This is a genomic window from Musicola paradisiaca NCPPB 2511 (assembly GCF_000400505.1).
Lineage (GTDB): Bacteria > Pseudomonadota > Gammaproteobacteria > Enterobacterales > Enterobacteriaceae > Musicola > Musicola paradisiaca.
The window spans coordinates 3,231,045-3,250,461 of record NZ_CM001857.1 but is presented as its reverse complement, the minus strand read 5'-3'; the positions used below and the strand labels follow the sequence as shown (position 1 = coordinate 3,250,461).

Annotated in this window: 15 protein-coding genes, 6 tRNA genes and 2 pseudogenes; 14 read left to right on the top strand and 9 right to left on the bottom strand. The window is 51.9% G+C overall.

Features of this window, described 5'->3' with window-relative positions:
• Nucleotides 1-33 precede the first annotated feature (33 nt).
• Genes cysT through DPA2511_RS14400 form a run of 3 tightly spaced genes read left to right on the top strand, consistent with a single transcriptional unit; the run spans nucleotide 34 to nucleotide 2,722 of the window.
• On the top strand, nucleotides 34-846 hold the full coding sequence (gene cysT, locus DPA2511_RS14410; protein ID WP_015854484.1) for a sulfate ABC transporter permease subunit CysT: 813 nt from the start codon (nucleotides 34-36) through the stop codon (nucleotides 844-846).
• 9 nt (nucleotides 847-855) lie between these two features.
• Nucleotides 856-1,740, top strand: a complete 885-nt coding sequence (gene cysW, locus DPA2511_RS14405) for a sulfate ABC transporter permease subunit CysW (RefSeq protein WP_015854483.1) — start codon at nucleotides 856-858, stop codon at nucleotides 1,738-1,740.
• Nucleotides 1,730-2,722 carry a sulfate/molybdate ABC transporter ATP-binding protein gene (locus DPA2511_RS14400; RefSeq protein ID WP_015854482.1) on the top strand — a complete coding sequence of 331 codons (993 nt, stop codon included), beginning with the start codon at nucleotides 1,730-1,732 and terminating at the stop codon, nucleotides 2,720-2,722. Before cysW ends, DPA2511_RS14400 begins: the two co-directional genes overlap by 11 nt.
• A 56-nt stretch (nucleotides 2,723-2,778) precedes the next feature.
• On the opposite strand, the gene DPA2511_RS14395 is transcribed toward DPA2511_RS14400, so the two are convergent.
• From DPA2511_RS14395 to DPA2511_RS14375, 5 genes are all read right to left on the bottom strand, one after another.
• Nucleotides 2,779-3,213: a DoxX family protein gene (locus tag DPA2511_RS14395; RefSeq protein WP_015854481.1), complete on the bottom strand. Its 435-nt coding sequence runs from the start codon at nucleotides 3,211-3,213 to the stop codon at nucleotides 2,779-2,781.
• Nucleotides 3,214-3,677: 464 nt separating this feature from the next.
• Nucleotides 3,678-3,753 (bottom strand) — tRNA-Lys (locus DPA2511_RS14390).
• Between the two features lie 7 nt (nucleotides 3,754-3,760).
• A tRNA-Val gene (locus DPA2511_RS14385) sits at nucleotides 3,761-3,836 on the bottom strand.
• Between the two features lie 35 nt (nucleotides 3,837-3,871).
• Nucleotides 3,872-3,947: transfer RNA gene (locus tag DPA2511_RS14380), tRNA-Val, on the bottom strand.
• A gap of 52 nt (nucleotides 3,948-3,999) precedes the next feature.
• Nucleotides 4,000-4,075 (bottom strand) — tRNA-Val (locus DPA2511_RS14375).
• A gap of 265 nt (nucleotides 4,076-4,340) precedes the next feature.
• Between DPA2511_RS14375 and gltX the strand changes: the two genes are divergently transcribed.
• Nucleotides 4,341-5,759: a glutamate--tRNA ligase gene (gltX, locus tag DPA2511_RS14370; protein ID WP_015854480.1), complete on the top strand. Its 1,419-nt coding sequence runs from the start codon at nucleotides 4,341-4,343 to the stop codon at nucleotides 5,757-5,759.
• Between the two features lie 57 nt (nucleotides 5,760-5,816).
• Here the strand turns inward: gltX and DPA2511_RS14365 are convergent, their stop codons facing one another.
• The gene (locus DPA2511_RS14365) at nucleotides 5,817-7,085 is read right to left on the bottom strand and encodes an O-acetylhomoserine aminocarboxypropyltransferase/cysteine synthase family protein (protein WP_015854479.1); all 1,269 of its coding nucleotides are present in this window, start codon (nucleotides 7,083-7,085) and stop codon (nucleotides 5,817-5,819) included.
• A gap of 272 nt (nucleotides 7,086-7,357) precedes the next feature.
• Between DPA2511_RS14365 and DPA2511_RS14360 the strand changes: the two genes are divergently transcribed.
• Both DPA2511_RS14360 and DPA2511_RS14355 read left to right on the top strand, forming a co-directional pair.
• Nucleotides 7,358-7,433: transfer RNA gene (locus tag DPA2511_RS14360), tRNA-Ala, on the top strand.
• A 42-nt stretch (nucleotides 7,434-7,475) separates the two neighbouring features.
• Nucleotides 7,476-7,551 (top strand) — tRNA-Ala (locus DPA2511_RS14355).
• 167 nt (nucleotides 7,552-7,718) lie between these two features.
• Here DPA2511_RS14355 and ung read toward each other — a convergent pair.
• Entirely contained in the window at nucleotides 7,719-8,405 is a 687-nt protein-coding gene (gene ung / locus DPA2511_RS14350; protein WP_015854478.1) for a uracil-DNA glycosylase, read from the bottom strand.
• A 372-nt stretch (nucleotides 8,406-8,777) separates the two neighbouring features.
• On the opposite strand from ung, the gene grcA reads away from it, so the two are divergent.
• Nucleotides 8,778-9,161: an autonomous glycyl radical cofactor GrcA gene (gene grcA / locus DPA2511_RS14345; protein WP_015854477.1), complete on the top strand. Its 384-nt coding sequence runs from the start codon at nucleotides 8,778-8,780 to the stop codon at nucleotides 9,159-9,161.
• A 125-nt stretch (nucleotides 9,162-9,286) separates the two neighbouring features.
• Here the strand turns inward: grcA and srmB are convergent.
• Nucleotides 9,287-10,626: pseudogene (gene srmB, locus DPA2511_RS21870) on the bottom strand (ATP-dependent RNA helicase SrmB).
• A gap of 184 nt (nucleotides 10,627-10,810) precedes the next feature.
• Here srmB and trmN point away from each other — a divergent pair.
• Nucleotides 10,811-11,557: a tRNA(1)(Val) (adenine(37)-N(6))-methyltransferase TrmN gene (gene trmN, locus DPA2511_RS14335; protein ID WP_015854475.1), complete on the top strand. Its 747-nt coding sequence runs from the start codon at nucleotides 10,811-10,813 to the stop codon at nucleotides 11,555-11,557.
• Nucleotides 11,558-11,587: 30 nt separating this feature from the next.
• On the opposite strand, the gene nadB is transcribed toward trmN, so the two are convergent.
• Nucleotides 11,588-13,207, bottom strand: a complete 1,620-nt coding sequence (nadB, locus tag DPA2511_RS14330) for an L-aspartate oxidase (protein WP_015854474.1) — start codon at nucleotides 13,205-13,207, stop codon at nucleotides 11,588-11,590.
• Nucleotides 13,208-13,570: 363 nt separating this feature from the next.
• On the opposite strand from nadB, the gene rpoE reads away from it, so the two are divergent.
• The 6 genes and pseudogenes from rpoE (at nucleotide 13,571) to lepB (ending at nucleotide 19,330) form a co-directional block, all read left to right on the top strand.
• On the top strand, nucleotides 13,571-14,146 hold the full coding sequence (gene rpoE, locus DPA2511_RS14325; protein WP_015854473.1) for an RNA polymerase sigma factor RpoE: 576 nt from the start codon (nucleotides 13,571-13,573) through the stop codon (nucleotides 14,144-14,146).
• Nucleotides 14,147-14,194: 48 nt separating this feature from the next.
• Complete coding sequence (gene rseA / locus DPA2511_RS14320) at nucleotides 14,195-14,848, top strand: anti-sigma-E factor RseA (RefSeq protein ID WP_015854472.1); 654 nt, start codon at nucleotides 14,195-14,197, stop codon at nucleotides 14,846-14,848.
• On the top strand, nucleotides 14,848-15,804 hold the full coding sequence (gene rseB / locus DPA2511_RS14315; RefSeq protein ID WP_015854471.1) for a sigma-E factor regulatory protein RseB: 957 nt from the start codon (nucleotides 14,848-14,850) through the stop codon (nucleotides 15,802-15,804). Before rseA ends, rseB begins: the two co-directional genes overlap by 1 nt.
• Nucleotides 15,801-16,268, top strand: coding sequence for a SoxR-reducing system protein RseC (gene rseC / locus DPA2511_RS14310; protein WP_015854470.1), 468 nt, complete (start codon nucleotides 15,801-15,803; stop codon nucleotides 16,266-16,268). Before rseB ends, rseC begins: the two co-directional genes overlap by 4 nt.
• A 278-nt stretch (nucleotides 16,269-16,546) precedes the next feature.
• A pseudogene (lepA, locus tag DPA2511_RS21865) lies at nucleotides 16,547-18,345 on the top strand (translation elongation factor 4).
• A 16-nt stretch (nucleotides 18,346-18,361) separates the two neighbouring features.
• Nucleotides 18,362-19,330 (top strand): signal peptidase I, encoded by a 969-nt coding sequence (lepB, locus tag DPA2511_RS14300; protein ID WP_015854468.1) that lies wholly within the window; start codon nucleotides 18,362-18,364, stop codon nucleotides 19,328-19,330.
• Nucleotides 19,331-19,417 lie beyond the last annotated feature (87 nt).

The window sequence follows — 19,417 nt, the reverse complement described above, 5'->3', positions numbered from 1 at the left end:
ATGTCGGCACTGTGTTGTGATGAAAGGCGCTTTATGTCGAGAAGAATTTTGCCGGTTATTCCCGGTTTTGGTTTAACGCTGGGGTTCAGCCTGTCCTATCTGGCGCTTGTCGTGCTGATCCCGATGGCGGTGATGTTGCTGTATGCCAGCCAGCTGACATTTCCCCAGTTCTGGCAGCTTATCTCCAGCCGACAGGTGCTGGTTTCTCTTCAACTGTCCTTTGGCTCCGCACTGGCTGCAGCCTTTATCAACGGTATTCTGGGTACCCTGCTGGCCTGGGTATTGGTGAGATACCGCTTTCCGGGCCGTAAAATCATTGATGCCATGATCGATATGCCTTTCGCGTTGCCAACCGCGGTGGCCGGTATTGCGTTGACATCCTTGTATGCGCCGACCGGGCTGATTGGTTCGCTGTTTCCGTTTCGTATTGCTTATACCAGCCTGGGGATCACGTTGGCGTTGATTTTCGTGACGTTACCGTTCGTGGTAAGGACGTTGCAGCCGGTACTGGCGGATATCCCCAAAGAAATTGAAGAAGCCGCCGCCTGTTTGGGGGCTAACCCGTTGCAGGCATTTCGCCATGTGTTGTTGCCGGCGATCCTGCCGGCTTGGCTTACCGGTTTTGCGTTGGCGTTCGCTCGTGGCGTCGGGGAATACGGTTCAGTGGTGTTCATCGCTGGCAATATTCCGTTCAAGACTGAAATTCTGCCGTTATTGATCGTCTCCAAATTGGATCAATACGATTACAAGGGCGCGACCGGCATCGGCGTCTTCATGCTGGTGGTCTCGTTCATTATGCTGTTGCTGATCAATTTGCTACAGCGTCGTATTCAACCCAGGTTGTAAAGGATGACCATGGATCAAAGCATTTCTGTGCCGATCAGTGCGCGTTCTGCCTCCGGCAGGCGTCCGGCAGCGTTTTATATTCTGGTGTCGTTGGCCTGGATCGTCTTTTTCCTGATTCTTGTTCTGCCGTTGCTGATGGTGGTGACGCAGGGGTTGCATAAAGGTATCGGCGCTTTCTGGTCGGCGATTGTCGAACCGGATGTGCTGTCTGCGCTCAGACTGACATTGTTGGCGACAGTGATCTCTGTGCCGCTCAACATGATCTTCGGGCTGGCGGTTGCCTGGTGCGTCACGAAATTCGAGTTTCGCGGCAAATCGTTACTGCTGGCGTTGTTGGATCTGCCGTTTTCAGTCTCTCCGGTCGTCACTGGCCTGATGTATGTATTGCTGTTCGGTGCCCAGAGTAAACTGTATCCGTTCCTGACTGCTCATCATCTGGAAGTCGTGTACGCGGTGCCCGGCATTGTATTGGCGACAATTTTCGTGACTTTGCCGTATGTGGCGCGCGAGTTGATTCCACTGATGGAACAGCAAGGGAGCCAGGAAGAGGAAGCGGCTCGTTTGTTGGGAGCCAATGGGTGGCAGATGTTCTGGCATATCACTTTACCCAACGTGAAATGGGCATTGGTGTATGGCGTGGTGCTGTGTACGGCGCGCGCTATGGGGGAATTCGGCGCAGTATCTGTGGTGTCGGGGCATATTCGCGGCCTGACCAACACGTTGCCGCTGCACATCGAAATTCTGTACAACGAATACAATATTGTGGCCGCTTTCAGCGTGGCGATTCTGCTACTGGTGATGTCGTTGGTGGTATTGCTGCTGCGCCAGTGGAGTGAAATACGTTTGACAAAACAATTTGAGGAACAACGGGAGCTGACCAAAAATGAGCATTGAGGTTCGCAATATTAATAAGCAGTTTGGTCAGTTTCGGGCATTGAATGAGATCAATCTGGCGATTCAAAGCGGCGAGCTTGTCGCGCTGCTCGGCCCTTCCGGATGCGGTAAAACAACGCTGCTGCGCATTATCGCCGGTTTGGAAAAACCGGATACCGGCAACATTGTGTTCCACGGCGAGGATGTTTCCGTTCACGATGTCCGTGATCGCAATGTCGGGTTCGTTTTTCAACATTATGCGTTGTTCCGACATATGACGGTCTTCGACAATGTGGCGTTTGGTTTGCGTATGAAGCCGAAGGCTATACGCCCTTCGAAGCGCGAGATCGACGTCAAAGTCCATGAGCTGCTTAACATGGTGCAGTTGGACTGGCTGGCGGATCGTTATCCGGAGCAATTATCCGGCGGGCAACGCCAGCGTATTGCGCTGGCGCGTGCATTGATTGTCGAACCCCGAATTCTGCTGCTGGATGAGCCTTTCGGCGCGCTGGATGCCAAAGTGCGCAAGGAACTGCGTCGCTGGTTGTCCCGATTGCATGAAGAGATCAACCTGACGTCGGTGTTTGTCACGCACGATCAGGAAGAGGCGATGGAAGTGGCGGATCGCATCGTGCTGATGAATAAAGGCGTTATTGAACAGATCGGGACGCCGTATGAGGTTTATAACCATCCGGCCAGCGAGTTTGTCTATAACTTCCTGGGAGATAGTAACCGTTTGGCGGTAGGCGGAGGGGAGAAGATGATCCAGTTCCGGCCGCATGAGGTTTTACTGTCCCGGCAGATTCAGGCGGATTTCCAACCCGTGGTGGTGAAGGATATCCGTCCCCTTGGCGCGTTGACGCGCGTCGTGCTGAAAATCGAGGGGCAGAGCGAATTTATCGAGGCGGAAATTGCCCATGATGATGACGTGCTGTCTGGATTGAGCCGCGGTGATACGCTGCAGTTCAGGCCGAAGCGCTATAATTATGACTGGGAAATCTGAGATATAAAAAACGCCTGAAAAGGCGTTTTTTTATGCGTTAAAACCAGTGGGGTCACTTAGCGATAGTCATCGTTGGATGCGACGGAATAACGACCGCTGCCCAGCAGCATGATGACCAGACTGCACAGGAAGTAGAAGGCTTCGCCTTCAAGCCCCCATGCGCCGACGTTGGTGATGGTGAAGAATTTACCCAGCGTCACCAATAAGGTGGCGACCAACAGATTAAAGGCAACCACGGCGGCGGAAATGCGGGTAAAGAGACCCAGAATAATCAGCACCGGCGCAATGATTTCACCAATATAAGCACCGTAGGCGATAAAGCCCGGCAGCCCCTGTTTGGCCAACATGCCGGCAATCCAGCCTACGCCATTCTCGATTTTTGCCACTCCATGAAACAGCAGCAAGATGCCGACGGTCAGACGCAGTAGCAGTTTGCCGGCGTCAGGATGATGGGTTAAACCTGTAAAAAATTTGTTTGCCTTGACGATCATCATGGTTTCCTTTGTGGACAATGGTTCTGCATACGGCGCTAGTGTCTTAGTTTCACTACGGAATAAAAAACAAATACATTTGACATACCTCGTCAAAAAATTTGCTTTACAGGCGTGGAGCAATAAATAAAAGCCTATTGGCTAAACAGCCGTTTTTCTGGGGGCGTTCTGGTCAGGATCGTCGCTGGAGCGGATGCGGAGGGTGGCGGGATCGATTTTCAATGATGTATGGACTGTGTTTTCGGCGATTGAAGGGGGCATTTCGCGCTATTTTTTCTGCTAGCATGGCGGTTTGTACGGTACAACAATTTGACGGGAAGGCGAAATATTCTTCTTCCCGGCGAAAACACCGTCAATCCAATAACAGCGCTGAATCCGGCAATATATTGAAAATAAACAATAAGCTGGAGTGACTTTGAGGCTTGATGATTGGTGATAAGAAATGATGGGACAAAGCGTTTAATTGGTGGGTCGTGCAGGATTCGAACCTGCGACCAATTGATTAAAAGTCAACTGCTCTACCGACTGAGCTAACGACCCATAGAAGTGGTGGGTGATGACGGGATCGAACCGCCGACCCCCTCCTTGTAAGGGAGGTGCTCTCCCAGCTGAGCTAATCACCCACTTCTAATTCAAGATTCAAGGCGCTGGCGATATGTGGTGGGTGATGACGGGATCGAACCGCCGACCCCCTCCTTGTAAGGGAGGTGCTCTCCCAGCTGAGCTAATCACCCACATATCAACTTGAATTCTTCACAACGGGACACTTTCACAAGCTTGTTTAAGTGGTGGGTGATGACGGGATCGAACCGCCGACCCCCTCCTTGTAAGGGAGGTGCTCTCCCAGCTGAGCTAATCACCCTCGTTGTGTGGAGTCGCATTATAGGGATAGTTCAAAGTGAGTCAACGCTTTTTCAGATGAAAATCACTGTTCGTCGTAAAATTAGGCGAAATGCCGTGTTTGTATGCGTTGTCGTTGAATTCTTGCACGTTTTGCTGTTGCAACAGGCCTTGCGGCGTTGTTATGGCGTTGAGGATTCAAGGTAGAGTGGTAGAATATTGCCCACTTTTTCGTAACCCCGTACCGGTATTATTGATAGCCGTTACGTAATAAGGCTGTAATCCCAATGAAAATCAAAACACGTTTTGCGCCAAGTCCTACTGGTTATCTTCATGTCGGCGGTGCGCGTACTGCGCTCTATTCCTGGTTATTCGCCCGTAGTCACGGTGGTGAGTTCGTATTGCGTATTGAAGATACCGATTTGGAGCGCTCAACCAAGGAAGCCATTGACGCTATCATGGATGGTATGAATTGGCTGAACCTGAATTGGGATGAAGGTCCGTATTATCAAACCAAGCGTTTTGATCGCTATAACGCCGTTATCGATCAAATGCTGGAGAATGGTACGGCATATAAGTGTTATTGCTCCAAAGAGCGCCTGGAAACGCTGCGTGAAGATCAGATGGCGAAAGGTGAAAAGCCGCGCTATGACGGGTGTTGCCGCGATTCTCATGAACATCATGCCGCAGATGAGCCGCATGTCGTGCGCTTTCGTAATCCACAAGATGGTTCCGTCGTGTTTAATGACAATATTCGCGGCCCGATCGAGTTCAGCAATCAGGAACTGGATGATCTGATTATTCGTCGCACTGATGGTTCACCCACTTATAACTTCTGTGTGGTTATTGATGACTGGGATATGGAAATCACACATGTGATTCGTGGGGAAGACCATATCAACAACACGCCGCGGCAGATTAATATCCTGAAGGCGTTAGGCGCACCGGTACCGGAATATGCACATGTATCCATGATTCTGGGCGACGACGGCAAAAAATTGTCCAAACGTCATGGCGCTGTTGGTGTGATGCAATACCGTGATGACGGCTATCTGCCGGAGGCGTTGCTCAATTATCTGGTGCGTTTGGGATGGGCCCACGGTGATCAGGAAATTTTCTCTATCGACGAGATGAAGCAATTGTTCTCTCTGGATGCTGTCAGCAAATCCGCCAGTGCATTTAATACCGAAAAATTGTTGTGGCTGAACCATCATTACATTAACCATTTGGCACCTGAATATGTGGCGACCCACCTTTCCTGGCATATAGAGCAGGCAGGAATTGATACCCGCAGCGGCCCACAATTGAGCGCGCTGGTGACGCTGCTGGGCGAGCGTTGCAAGACGCTGAAGGACATTGCCGCTTCATGCCGTTACTTCTATGAGGAGTTCGACGAGTTTGACGCCGATGCGGCCAAAAAACACCTACGACCGGTTGCCCGCCAGCCGTTGGAGTTGGTGCGCGTCAAGCTTGCGGCTATCACGGATTGGACGGTGGAAAATATTCATCATGCGATTCAGGGAACGGCTGATGAACTACAGCAAGGTATGGGGAAAGTCGGGATGCCATTGCGTGTCGCCGTGACGGGTATCGGCCAGTCTCCGGCTGTAGATGCAACCGTGCATGCGGTCGGTCAGGCTCGCTCACTGACGCGCATCGATCGGGCGCTTGCCTTCATCGCTGAGCGTGAGGCACAGGCGCAGTAATTTGCTGTCGAATGCGCATGAGAACCCTGGCTTGCCAGGGTTTTTTGTCTAATGGCGTCAGGCATTCAGCGCCTGTTCAAGGTCGTCCAGCAAATCCTCTATTGCTTCTATGCCGACGGATAACCGAATCATCTCCGGTTTTACACCCGCCTTGGCTTGTTCTTCTTCTGTCATCTGTCTATGTGTCGTTGAGGCTGGGTGGCAGGCCAGCGATTTGGCATCGCCAATATTTACCAGCCGTTTGAATATGTTGAGCGCATCGTAGAAACGGACGCCCGCTTCATAACCCTCTTTCAACCCGAAAGAGAGGATCGCCGAGGGAGTACCCTTCATATACTTTTGAGCCAGCGCGTAATGCGGATGCTCAGGCAGCCCGGCATAGCTTACCCAGCCGACCTTGGGATGTGATTGCAGATATTCAGCGACTTTACGGGCATTTTCTACATGCCGCTCCATGCGTAGCGACAGCGTTTCCAGCCCTTGCAGAAGCAAGAAGGCATTGGTGGGTGATAATGCTGCGCCGGTGTTGCGCAATGGTACGGTGCGCGCCCTGGCGATAAAGGCAGCGGAGCCGAATGTCTCTGTGTAGACCACGCCGTGGTAAGCCGGCTCAGGGTGATTCAACCCGGGGAATTTTTCCGGGTACTGCTGCCAGGGGAAGGTGCCGGCATCGACAATGACGCCGCCCAACGAATTGCCGTGCCCCCCGACATATTTGGTGATGGAATGAACCACAATGTCAGCGCCAAACTGGATGGGTTTACAAAGTACCGGAGAGGCCACGGTGTTATCCACAACCAGCGGAATTCCATGGCGGTGGGCGACGTTCGCAAACCCTTCCAGGTCTACAATATTCCCTGCTGGGTTGCCGATGCTTTCGCAATAAACCAGACGAGTTTTGTCATCAATCAGCTTTTCGATAGCCTCTGGCGAGTCATCGCTGGCGAAACGGACTTCGACGCCGAAGCTGGGCAGCATGTGGGCGAATAACGTATAGGTGCCGCCATAAAGCTGAGGCGTGGAAACGATGTTATCTCCCTGGCGGGTCAGCGTCTGAATCGCGTAGGCAATGGCTGCACTACCGGCTGAAACCACCAATGCGGCGATACCGCCCTCCAGCGCTGCGAGGCGTTGTTCCAGCACATCATTGGTCGGGTTCATGATGCGGGTGTAAATATTGCCTGGAACTTCAAGATTGAACAGGTCTGCGCCATGCTGCGCGTTATCGAATTCAAATGCGACATTCTGGTAAATAGGTACGGCTACGGCTTTGGTGACGGGATCGGCGCGAAAACCATGGTGTAGGGCGATGGTTGCATCTTTCACTTCAGGGCACTCCATAGTAATAAGGAAAATGTATTGTTGATGTTTTACCGATAATCAAAAAGACTTTTTACTCATAAAGTAATCGAAAAATCAGTCTTGCCGTGAGTGATGACAAATGACGTTAATCCGGTTGATATCTGTGGGGCCGATGGTCTTGTCAGCTGGTTTTGACGGCTTTTTCAGCGTTCGGTCAGGGAAATTGATTTTGGCGTTGACAGCACGGATAGCGTTGCATATTATCCGCCCCGTTCACACGATACAGCGTATGAAACGGGGCTATAGCTCAGCTGGGAGAGCGCTTGCATGGCATGCAAGAGGTCAGCGGTTCGATCCCGCTTAGCTCCACCAAACAACGCATTGTTTGGATGTTTCATGGGTTGACCCAGGTGTGGGGCTATAGCTCAGCTGGGAGAGCGCTTGCATGGCATGCAAGAGGTCAGCGGTTCGATCCCGCTTAGCTCCACCAAATTCTTCCGTAATACTTCATGTCGTATCCTTAATCCTTAATCCTTAATCCTTAATCCTTAATCCTTAATCCTTAATCCTTAATCCTTAATCCTTGCGTCGCGTTGTCTGCAGAATATCTAACGATATCAGCCATTGATCCGACGAAAGGGACAATGGCTGACGCCGTTATTCCCTTTCCGGTAATCGGGGAGTCCAATCTATCGGTGTATCTCCCTGTTGTTCCAACAAGGCATTAGCTTGTGAGAAATGCCTGCATCCCAAAAAACCACGGTGGGCGGAAAGGGGGGAGGGGTGAGGTGCTTTCAACACGTGGTGGCGTTTAGGGTCGATCATGCTGCCTTTTTTCTGCGCGTGTGAACCCCATAGTAAAAACACGATGCCTTCACGATGCGCATTCAGTGTCTCAATGACCTTATCGGTAAAGGTTTCCCACCCAAGATTGGCATGCGAGTGCGCTTTCCCTGCTTCTACCGTCAACACGGTATTGAGCAGCATTACCCCTTGTTGCGCCCAACTTTGCAGGAAACCGTGATCGGGAGTGGTAAAACCGGGGATATCGTTGGCAAGTTCCTTATAGATATTGACCAGCGATGGGGGGGCCGGTACGCCGGGACGCACCGAGAAAGACAGCCCGTGTGCCTGATTTGGGCCGTGATAGGGATCCTGTCCAAGAATGACGACCTTCACCGCGTGAAACTCCGTAAAGCGGAACGCATTGAAGACGTCTTTCTGGGGAGGATAAATCACCTTGCCTGCGGCTCGTTCTTGGTGAACGAACGTCATCGTCTGGGTGAAATAAGGTTGCTGTTTCTCTTGTGCCAACACATCGTGCCAGGTCAGGGAAGTTGCCATCATGTGCCTTTTACATGTTCAAAGAAGGGGAGCGGATTAAAGGCGAGTAGCTTACCGTCCCTTGCACTGCAGGTAAAACCTGAAGGTGCCCGATTTGCCGAAGTCATTATTGCAATGCAAAAAAAATTGAAAATTTACAAAAAATATTTAATAGATTGCTTTGGGTAAAATTGATGTGAAACAATTATTTATGCTCAATCGCTTTTGTTTTGGCTTTTTAAAATTGATTTAAATCAAGGATTGCCCATCAATGGGCTGGTATATAAGAGAACAAATCTGGCCGCGTTAATGCTGATGTTAATGAATGTTGGCATTTGTTGCAGGGTGCGGCCTTTTTCTTTTAGGCAAAACGATGCTGCCCACGGAGGCCTTATGATTACAGGTATTCAAATCACTAAAGCAAACAACAACGCTCTGGTTAATTCTTTTTGGTTGCTGGATGACGAAAAATCCCAGGCTCGTTGTGTTTGTGCAAAATCTGGTTTTAGCGAAGATCAGGTAATCGCCGTCAGCGATCTGGGCCAATTCGAATATCGCGAAGTTCCGCTCGAAGTGAAGCCGCAGGTTCGCGTTGAAGGAGGGCAGCATCTGAACGTTAATGTTCTGCGTCGTGAAACGCTGGAAGATGCAGTAAAAAATCCGGAAAAGTATCCTCAGTTGACTATTCGCGTATCCGGCTATGCCGTCCGTTTCAATTCACTGACGCCGGAACAGCAGCGTGACGTTATCACCCGCACTTTTACGGAAAGTCTGTAAGTTATTACGGGTATCGATTTGAAAATGAAAAGAGGGAGCCGATAGGCTCCCTCTTTTTGTCTATAGAACCCCTTGCTAGGCTGGGGGTTCCGTAAAGCTTCCAGTGTTGAGGCGGATATTTACTTTTACTGTTCGCCACTGTCGGCTGGTTTGTCCGTCGGCGCGCTTGGTTGACGGCGTTTGCCGATATTTTTGCGATCGCGATGCCGAACCTTGACTTTGACTTTTTGCTTCTCTTTTTCTTTCTCTTTTTGCTCTTTACGTTTGGCCAGGGCCTTCTTCGAGGGTTTCCCCGTGGACTTTTCGCTAGGCGCGCGCGTCGTTGGCCGTAGTTCCTCGACAACGCGCATTTTGAGCGGTTCGTTCAGATAACGGCTGACTTTTCCGAGCAGCAGATGATCGTGAGCTTCTACCAGTGAGATGGCGCATCCTTTGCGACCTGCTCGTCCGGTACGCCCGATGCGGTGCAAATAAATATCGGCAGTACGCGGCATATCGAAGTTGAAGACATGGCTAATATCCAAAATATCCAGCCCCCGGGCCGCCACATCGGTTGCCACCAGTACGTTTACCCGGCCGTTGCTCAAACGGGTAATCGCCTCGTTGCGTTTGGCCTGCACCATTTCGCCTTCCAGATAGCAGGCGTCGATACCAGCCTGGCGAAGCCAATCGACCAGCTCATGCACGCGCTCGCGTTTGCGAACGAAAATAATGGAGCGGGTCACATCGGGTTGGCGAAGCAAATGGCACAGCAGCGCCGTCTTATGCTCGATATTGTCTGCCCGGTAGTACCATTGCTGTATTTTTTCCGTTCCCGGCGTGAGGGATCCGCTTCAACAGAAACCGGTTCGTTGAGCAACCGTTCGGCGAAATCCTGAACCGCGTTGCCTTCCAGCGTAGCGGAGAACAGCAACGTTTGTTTGCGCCAGCGGGTTTCTCCGGCGATATGTTCGATGTCCTGGGCGAATCCCATATCCAGCATGCGGTCGGCTTCATCCAGAATTAACGTTTCCACTGCCCGGCAGTCGAAGTTTTCTTCTTTGATGTACTGCAACAGACGCCCGGTGGTTGCGACGACGACGTCCTGATTTTCGCTGAAGACTTCAGCATGGTTCATGTAGGCGACACCGCCGGTGATCGTGGCGATATCCAGATGGGTATGAGCCGCTAATGTACGCGCCTGATCAGCAACCTGCATGGCCAGTTCCCGTGTCGGCGTCAGGATCAGGATACGAGGCGGCCCTGATTTTTTGCGAGGAAAATCCAGCAGATGTTGCAAGGCTGGCAGCAAGTAAGCGGCTGTTTTACCTGTGCCGGTCGGAGCGGATCCCAGTATGTCCCTGCCATCCATCGCCGGGGGAATCGCCGCCGCCTGAATGGCTGTCGGACGCTTGAAACCCATATCATTCAGGGCCTCAAGCAGGCTTTCATCAAGGTCAAACTCGGAAAAATTGGTTGCAGTCATGATCCACCTCTGTTCGGGGCGCCGATTATAGACGTATTACTCTGCTTGTTCATCTGTTAAAGCAGAACGGCGATTAAGCCCCCCGAAGAATGAATGCAATGGTTTCTGCGTGAAGTCGGGGGTGAGCGTCACCTATAATGCCGGATATTACCGCGTTGCGCTGACAGAAAAAGGATCGACATACATGAGTGCTCGGCAGCATACGCCTGACTTGCGTGCTGATGGTTTTACGTTTAAACGGTTTTTTATTGCTCATGACCGCTGTGCCATGAAAGTGGGAACCGATGGCATATTACTGGGTGCCTGGGCGCCGTTGCGTCATGAAAGCCGGATTCTGGACGTCGGTTGCGGATCGGCGCTGATTTCCCTGATGCTGGCCCAACGATGTGAGGGACGGGTTCCGGTGGATGCCGTGGAGCTTGATATTGCAGCCAGCGTACAAGCGGCGGAGAACGTTGCGGCATCCCCCTGGCGCGATACGGTGGTGGTTCATCAGGCAGATATCGTCGAGTTTTCCTGTACGACGCCGCATCGCTATTCGCTGGTGGTGAGCAATCCGCCTTATTTTGCCGCTGGCGTCGCGTGCGCATCGCCACAGCGGACGCAGGCACGCTATACCAGCTCGTTGTCGCATGAGGCGTTGTTGCATTCGGTGAGTGCGGTGCTGATGCCGGAAGGGCGCTTTTGCGTGGTGCTGCCTAGCCAGATCGTCGGGGACTTTCTCTTCCTTGCTGAATCCTTGCAATGGCATTTGGCGTTGCGGGTTGATGTGGCCGACAATCCTCGGCGTCCGGTGCATCGTGTCCTGCTGGCATTGACGCAGGCACCGATTGACCCTGTGTATAGCAGCGCGTTGTTGATCCGTGATGAATTGCAGCAATATTCACCGGATTATCGGGCGCTCACACAGGATTTCTACCTGTCTATGTGAGCGCTTGCTGACGGCTATGACCGGGGGCGCTTACGGATGCAGCATGGTGGGCTGGAGAGTATCCGTATGTTCCGGGTAGTCCAGCGTGTAGTGCAGACCGCGGCTCTCCTTGCGGGCTAGCGCACACCGCACGATCAATTCGGCGACCTGCACCAGATTGCGTAATTCCAGCAGATTGTTGGAAATACGGAAATTGGCGTAATACTCGTTGATTTCCTGTTGCAACAGGTTAATGCGGCGGAGTGCGCGCTCCAGGCGTTTGGTGGTCCGCACGATGCCGACATAGTCCCACATGAATAGCCGCAGTTCATGCCAGTTGTGTTGGATGACCACTTTTTCGTCGGAGTTTTCCACCTGGCTTTCGTCCCAGGGGGGGAGGTTGTCGACCAGTGTTTTGTGGGGTAAACGCCGCAGAATGTCTTCGGCGGCTGACCAACCGTAGACCAAACATTCCAGTAGTGAGTTCGATGCCATTCGGTTGGCGCCGTGCAGACCGGTATAGCTGACTTCGCCAATGGCGTAGAGGCCGCTGAGATCGGTGCGGCCCTGCTGATCTACCACCACTCCGCCACAGGTATAGTGGGCTGCAGGGACGATAGGGATCGGCTCCCGGGTAAGATCGATGCCCAGCGACAGGAGTTTGTCGTAAATAGTAGGGAAATGCTGGGTAATGAAGTCGGCGGGCTTGTGGCTGATATCCAGATACATGCAGTCCGCACCCAGCCGCTTCATTTCATGATCGATGGCGCGCGCTACGATATCTCTGGGCGCCAGTTCCGCCCGAGCGTCGAAATCGGGCATGAAACGGCTGCCATCCGGCCGTTTCAGGTAGGCGCCTTCACCACGTAGCGCCTCTGTTAGCAGGAAATTTCGTGCTTGCGGATGATAAAGGCAGGTGGGATGAAACTGGTTGAACTCCATGTTTGCCACCCGGCACCCTGCTCGCCATGCCATCGCGATACCATCGCCGGAAGAAATATCAGGATTGGTGGTGTATTGATAAACCTTCGAGGCACCGCCCGTGGCCAGAACGACGGCTTTGGCCCGGCAGGCTTCGACATGTTCCTTCTCCCGGTTCCAGATGTAAGCGCCTACTACACGTTTGTGACCGGATAGCCCGAGCTTACTGGATGTGATCAAATCAACAGCATTGTAACGCTCCAGCAGGATGATATTGGGATGCTGTCTGGCTTGAGATACCAGCGTGGTTTCCACTTCTTTGCCAGTGGCGTCTGCGGCATGCAGAATGCGACGATGGCTGTGGCCACCTTCGCGCGTCAGGTGGTAACGCGCTTCGCCCTGGTCGTCGGTTTCAGTATCGAACAGCACGCCTTGATCGATCAGCCACTGAACACACTGTTTGGCATTTCGGGTGATAAAGGAAACGGCTTCGCGATCACACAGCCCATCTCCGGCGATGAGCGTATCTTCAATATGCGACTCAATGCTGTCGGTTTCGTCGAAAACTGCGGCGATACCGCCCTGAGCATAAAACGTGGCGCTTTCATTCAACGGGCCTTTGCTAAGCACCATGACTCTGGCATGGGGGGCCAGACGAAGTGCAAGGGAAAGCCCGGCGGCGCCGCTACCGATGATGAGGACATCGCAATGGTGTTCTGTCGTTGAATGGTGTTCTGTCGTCGAAGGCATGATGTTTGTTTAGTTTATAAAACAATGTTAGTGATGCTAGCATCAATAAATACATTCATACATCATTTTTGTTTAGTTTATTAAACCTTGTAGCAAGAGGGATGCTGCGGCTGGTGGTTCGGGATGCCAGAGACGTACTTTTAACGTATGATTTTCATGGTTGTGTGACATACCTGACGGAATTGAACGAAGGTTGTCCGATGCTGTACGGCATGCTTTGCGTGAAGAGCAAAATAAAAATGCCATGTGTGGAACTTTATGACGCAAACCAGACTCGAAACGAGTGCTTGCTCGATTTTTCTGATAATGGCTGGCGGTATGTAATTGGGGCGTGGAGACAGATTTGGGGAGATATTACCTCGGATGAGCGAGCAGTTAGCGGATCAGGTGCTGGTTGAGCGGGTCCAGAGAGGCGACAGAGCGTCGTTTAATTTACTGGTCGTCCGCTACCAACATAAGGTGGCGAGTCTGGTATCCCGTTATGTTCCGCCCGGTGATGTACCTGACGTTGTGCAGGAATCATTTATTAAAGCCTATCGCGCGCTAGAGTCATTTCGCGGTGAAAGCGCGTTCTATACCTGGCTGTATCGTATCGCGGTGAATACCGCAAAAAATTATCTGGTTGCTCAGGGGCGTCGTCCACCTTCCAGCGATGTGGACGCCAACGATGCCGAAAATTATGAAAATGTCGGCGCGTTAAAAGAAATTTCGAACCCTGAGAACTTAATGTTGTCAGAAGAGTTACGACGGATCGTTTTTCAGACTATTGAGTCGTTGCCTGAAGATTTGCGGATGGCGATTACATTACGTGAACTGGATGGGTTGAGTTATGAGGAGATTGCCGAAATCATGGACTGCCCCGTCGGCACCGTTCGGTCTCGAATATTCCGCGCAAGGGAAGCGATTGATAATAAAGTGCAACCGCTTATTCAGCGTTAGCTTGCTCTGAATGTTACTCATGACGAATTTGACAAGGTAGGGTGAGGTATGCAGAAAGAGAAACTTTCCGCTCTGATGGACGGTGAGGCGATAGATAATGAATTGTTGAAATCCTTGTCGCAAGACCAAGAGTTACAACAATGCTGGCAGAGTTATCATCTGGTTCGCGACACGTTGCGTGGAGAAGTCTGTGAAAGCCTGTTGAATGTAGATGTCGCATCCAGAGTGGCTGCAGCACTGGAACAGGAGCCGGTGCGGATTGCTCCTCAGCGGGTTCAAGATGCTCAACCTCATCCGGATACATGGCAAAAAATGCCGTTCTGGCGTCGTGTGCGGCCGTTGGTCAGCCATTTGACGCAGATTGGTGTCGCGGCCTGTGTTTCGCTGGCAGTGATTGTCGGGGTTCAGCACTACCAGCAAAATAACGCTGCAACGGATAATACGGCGGATGCGCCGGTAATCAGTACATTGCCGGTTATGGGGTCGGCATCGCCGGTCAGTTTGAGCGTTCCATCGGAAAATGGCGTTGCACACTCCGGTCAGCGTCAGATGCAGGCGCAGCATGAACGGATTAATGCGCTGCTGCAGGATTATGAGCTGCAACGCAGAGTGCATTCAGAGCAATTGCAGCCGCAGGGTGAACAACAGCAGGCTGCCGTACAGGTCCCTGGGACTCAATCATTAGGAATCCAGCCGCAGTAATGAAGCGTTTTTGGTTTGCCGCAAGTGTATTGCTGGGAAGCCTGTCTTATTCCTCCTTCGCCCCGGCGCAAAGCGATACCGGGGCGTTGTTGCAGCAGATGGGCAGCGCCAGTCGATCTTTGAATTATGAAATCCACTTCATCAACGTTTCCCGACAGGGAATCGAATCGTTGCGTTATCGCCATATTATCGACGGGAAGGACACCTTGGCGGAGCTGGTTCATTTGGACGGCCCTCGGCGAGCTGTTGTTCAAAAAGGTCATGAAATCAGTTATTTCGAATCAGATTCCGAGCCTTTTACTTTGTCTGGCGATCACATTGTCGATGCGTTGCCTTCGCTGATTTTTGCTAATTTCGATCGGTTATCGACATATTACGATTTCATCCCAACCGGGCGTATTCGCCTGGCCGATCGGCAAGGTGATGTGATTCGGGTTGTATCCCGTGATGGTACCCGTTTCAGCTATGTTGTCTGCCTGGATTCCGAGTCTCATTTACCATTGCGGGTCGATTTGCTCGATCAAAACGGCGAACTGTTGGAACAGTTCCGTATTGTTTCTCTTTCGTTTGATGACCATGAGGTTCAGTCGGCGGTAAAACCGCTGGATAGTCTGAGTTTACCGCCGCCGGTGAATATCCCGGCCGGGACTACGGCGAATTTCAGCTGGATTAGCGAGTGGCTACCGGCGGGGGTTGAAGAGATATCCCGCAGCCAAAGAACATTGCCCGGCGTCAACGGCGTGGTGGAGTCGCGACTATATAGCGACGGTCTGTTTAGCTTTTCTGTCAATATCAGCCCGGTTGGCGAGAAACACCCTGATCAAAATGCGTTGCTGGGGCGTAAAGCCATTCATACCGAGGTTCGCAATGAGCACGAGATTACTGTGATTGGCGAGTTGCCGCTGGCGACGGCGAGACGGATCGCCGATAACGTGATATTCAAGGCATCACAATGATAAAAGAGTGGGCTACGGTTATTTCATGGCAAGCTGGCAGCGCCCTGTTGCGTTGTGAACCTCGTTCGGGATGCAGTAGTTGTCAGACGCGCACATCCTGCGGCACCGGGTTGCTCAGCGGGAATGACGGCGATAGTGTCATGCACCAACTGTGGGTTCCCTATTCACAGCCGTTACTGCCTGGGCAGCGAGTAGAAATTGGTCTTGCTGAAACCAGCTTACTGCGCTCGGCGATGCTGGTTTATCTGGTGCCTTTGCTGGGGCTGCTGGCCGGCGCAGGCGGAATGCAGTTTTGGTTGAACAGTGAACCGGCATCGGTGTTTGGCGCGTTCTTCGGGGCAGCTGTAAGCTTTATGGCGATCCACAGAATGTCGTCCAGAATGGGGAATGATCGACGCTATCAACCGGTTATTCTGCAGGTTGCCCTGCCTGAGTCGGTATTACGTGCAAGCGTCACGCCTTAACCTGGCCATTATGGCTGTCCAGCAGATATCCCTTTCGCGATTAACTCCATATTTTTTCCTATTTAAATCACTTTTTACTGCTGTTTTCAGTTTATTTCTCGGGTATCGCTGCGGGAGCGTTCATAATCACAGGTATTGGTGTCGGCCATGACTAGGTTTTCCCTCGCATGGCATGTAGAATGCTGCGATTCGGGTATATGACAGCAGCTATGGTTGTCAATGACGCGCATGCCGATCGGCAATAATTTCAGAAATACCAAGGTAGAAAAACTTTTATAATGAAGCATATACGAAATTTTTCCATTATTGCTCACATCGACCACGGTAAGTCGACGCTCTCTGATCGCATCATCCAGATCTGTGGTGGTTTGTCCGAACGGGAAATGGAAGCGCAGGTGCTGGATTCCATGGATCTGGAGCGTGAACGCGGCATTACCATCAAGGCGCAAAGCGTCACTCTGGATTACAAGGCGTCTGACGGACAGATTTATCAGCTGAATTTCATCGATACGCCAGGTCATGTCGATTTTTCTTATGAAGTTTCCCGTTCTCTGGCTGCATGTGAAGGCGCACTGCTGGTGGTAGATGCCGGTCAGGGGGTTGAAGCGCAGACGTTGGCGAATTGCTATACCGCTATCGAGATGGATCTGGAAGTCGTTCCGGTTCTGAACAAGATTGACCTGCCGGCCGCCGATCCTGATCGCGTCAGTCAGGAAATCGAAGACATCGTCGGGATTGATGCCACGGATGCCGTGCGTTGCTCAGCAAAAACCGGCGTGGGCGTTCCAGAGGTACTTGAGCGCCTGGTGCGTGATATTCCGCCGCCGGTGGGTAATCCTGACGCGCCGCTGCAGGCGCTGATCATTGACTCCTGGTTTGACAACTATCTGGGTGTCGTATCCCTGATTCGTATCAAGAACGGTAGCTTGCGTAAAGGCGATAAGGTCAAGGTGATGAGCACTGGCCAGGTTTATAATGCTGAACGTCTGGGTATTTTCACGCCGAAACAGGTTGACCGTGATGTGCTGCAGTGTGGCGAAGTTGGTTGGTTGGTGTGTGCCATCAAAGACATTCTGGGCGCGCCAGTAGGGGATACCTTAACGCTGGCTCGTAACCCAGCGGAGACGCCGCTGCCGGGGTTCAAAAAAGTAAAACCCCAGGTTTATGCCGGTTTGTTTCCGGTCAGTTCCGATGACTATGAAGCGTTCCGCGATGCACTGGGTAAACTGAGCCTGAACGATGCGTCATTGTTTTACGAGCCGGAAAGTTCTACTGCGCTGGGCTTTGGTTTCCGTTGTGGTTTCCTTGGATTGTTGCACATGGAAATCATCCAGGAACGTCTGGAACGTGAATACGATCTGGATCTGATTACCACTGCGCCGACCGTAGTGTATGAAGTGGAAACCACCAGCCATGAAACCATCTACGTAGACAGCCCTTCCAAGCTACCACCGGTCAACAATATCCATGAACTGCGGGAGCCGATCGCAGAATGCCATATGCTAATGCCGCAGGAGTATCTGGGCAATGTGATTACTCTGTGCGTAGAAAAGCGTGGTGTGCAGACCAATATGGTTTATCACGGCAACCAGGTTGCGCTGACTTATGACATTCCAATGGCTGAAGTGGTGTTGGATTTCTTTGATCGCCTCAAATCGACATCACGCGGTTATGCATCTCTGGATTATGGCTTCAAACGTTTCCAGACGTCCGACATGGTGCGAGTGGATGTGTTGATTAATAACGAGCGGGTCGATGCGCTGGCATTGATTACCCATCGCGAGAATTCACAGTACCGCGGCCGCGAGTTGGTGGAAAAATGAAGGATTTAATCCCGCGTCAACAGTTCGATATCGCTATTCAGGCGGCTATCGGCAACCACATTATCGCGCGATCCACCGTGAAACAGCTGCGTAAAAACGTTCTGGCCAAGTGCTATGGCGGTGATGTCAGCCGTAAGAAGAAACTGTTGCAAAAACAGAAAGAGGGTAAAAAACGCATGAAGCAGGTAGGTAACGTCGAACTGCCGCAGGAAGCGTTTTTGGCCATTCTGCATGTGGGCAAGGAAAGTAAATAACACCTGAGGAGTTGGCATGGCCAATATGTTTGCCTTGATTCTGGCGTTGGCGACGCTGGTGACTGGCATTGTTTGGTGCCTGGAGCGTTTCAAATGGGCCCCGGCTCGCCGCACCAAAGCCGCGGCGCTCAGTCAGCAAGCGGGTAGCGCTGTTGGTGAAACATCACCGGTGGTCAGCCTGAAGCAGCCCGGTTGGATTGAAACCTGTGCATCAGTATTCCCGGTATTAGCGTTAGTGTTTATCGTGCGTTCATTTATCTTCGAACCGTTCCAGATTCCGTCTGGTTCAATGATGCCGACCTTGCTGATTGGGGATTTTATTCTGGTGGAGAAATTCGCCTACGGCATTAAGGACCCGATAACCCAGACGACGCTGCTGGAAACCGGGCATCCGCAACGTGGCGACATTGCTGTGTTCAAGTACCCTGTCAACCCGAGGCTGGACTATATCAAGCGGGTGGTGGGATTGCCGGGTGATCGCGTCAGCTATGATCCGCTCGCCAAGCAAGTCACCATCCAGCCAGGGTGCAGTGATCCACAGCGTTGCGACAAGGCGTTGCCGGTGACTTATAGCAATGTTGAAGCCAGTGATTTTGTACAGACTTTTAGCGGCACTGGCCGCGAGATGAGTAGTGGTTTCTATCAGATCCCGGTTGGTCAGCCCAGCGAGGGTATTCGCATGGCGGCTCGTAAAGAGACGCTGGGTGAAGTTACGCATAATATTCTGATGGTTCCCGGCGCGCAGGATCAGTTGGGGATGTACTATCAACAGTCGCGACAGCCGTTGGCATCCTGGGTTGTCCCCGCCGGTCATTATTTCATGATGGGTGACAATCGAGATAATAGTGCGGACAGCCGCTACTGGGGATTTGTGCCGGAGAAGAATCTGGTCGGCAAAGCAACGGCAATCTGGATGAGTTTTGAGAAACAGGAAGGTGAATGGCCTACCGGCATTCGTCTGAGTCGGATTGGCGGTATTCATTAAATCAATGTAAATAAACACGCAGCATATTTGAGTCTTCCGTTGTAGAATATTTCAAATAAATAAACGCAGGCTCCCGGGTGGGAGCCA

What these genes read in the sequence shown, in the direction of transcription:
- cysT (WP_015854484.1), top strand. Translation starts at nt 34, where the DNA reads ATGTCGAGAAGAATTTTGCCGGTTATTCCCGGTTTTGGTTTAACGCTG.
- cysW (WP_015854483.1), top strand. Translation starts at nt 856, where the DNA reads ATGGATCAAAGCATTTCTGTGCCGATCAGTGCGCGTTCTGCCTCCGGC.
- DPA2511_RS14400 (WP_015854482.1), top strand. Translation starts at nt 1,730, where the DNA reads ATGAGCATTGAGGTTCGCAATATTAATAAGCAGTTTGGTCAGTTTCGG.
- DPA2511_RS14395 (WP_015854481.1), bottom strand. Translation starts at nt 3,213, where the DNA reads ATGATCGTCAAGGCAAACAAATTTTTTACAGGTTTAACCCATCATCCT.
- gltX (WP_015854480.1), top strand. Translation starts at nt 4,341, where the DNA reads ATGAAAATCAAAACACGTTTTGCGCCAAGTCCTACTGGTTATCTTCAT.
- ung (WP_015854478.1), bottom strand. Translation starts at nt 8,405, where the DNA reads ATGGCAACTTCCCTGACCTGGCACGATGTGTTGGCACAAGAGAAACAG.
- grcA (WP_015854477.1), top strand. Translation starts at nt 8,778, where the DNA reads ATGATTACAGGTATTCAAATCACTAAAGCAAACAACAACGCTCTGGTT.
- trmN (WP_015854475.1), top strand. Translation starts at nt 10,811, where the DNA reads ATGAGTGCTCGGCAGCATACGCCTGACTTGCGTGCTGATGGTTTTACG.
- nadB (WP_015854474.1), bottom strand. Translation starts at nt 13,207, where the DNA reads ATGCCTTCGACGACAGAACACCATTCAACGACAGAACACCATTGCGAT.
- rpoE (WP_015854473.1), top strand. Translation starts at nt 13,571, where the DNA reads ATGAGCGAGCAGTTAGCGGATCAGGTGCTGGTTGAGCGGGTCCAGAGA.
- rseA (WP_015854472.1), top strand. Translation starts at nt 14,195, where the DNA reads ATGCAGAAAGAGAAACTTTCCGCTCTGATGGACGGTGAGGCGATAGAT.
- rseB (WP_015854471.1), top strand. Translation starts at nt 14,848, where the DNA reads ATGAAGCGTTTTTGGTTTGCCGCAAGTGTATTGCTGGGAAGCCTGTCT.
- rseC (WP_015854470.1), top strand. Translation starts at nt 15,801, where the DNA reads ATGATAAAAGAGTGGGCTACGGTTATTTCATGGCAAGCTGGCAGCGCC.
- lepB (WP_015854468.1), top strand. Translation starts at nt 18,362, where the DNA reads ATGGCCAATATGTTTGCCTTGATTCTGGCGTTGGCGACGCTGGTGACT.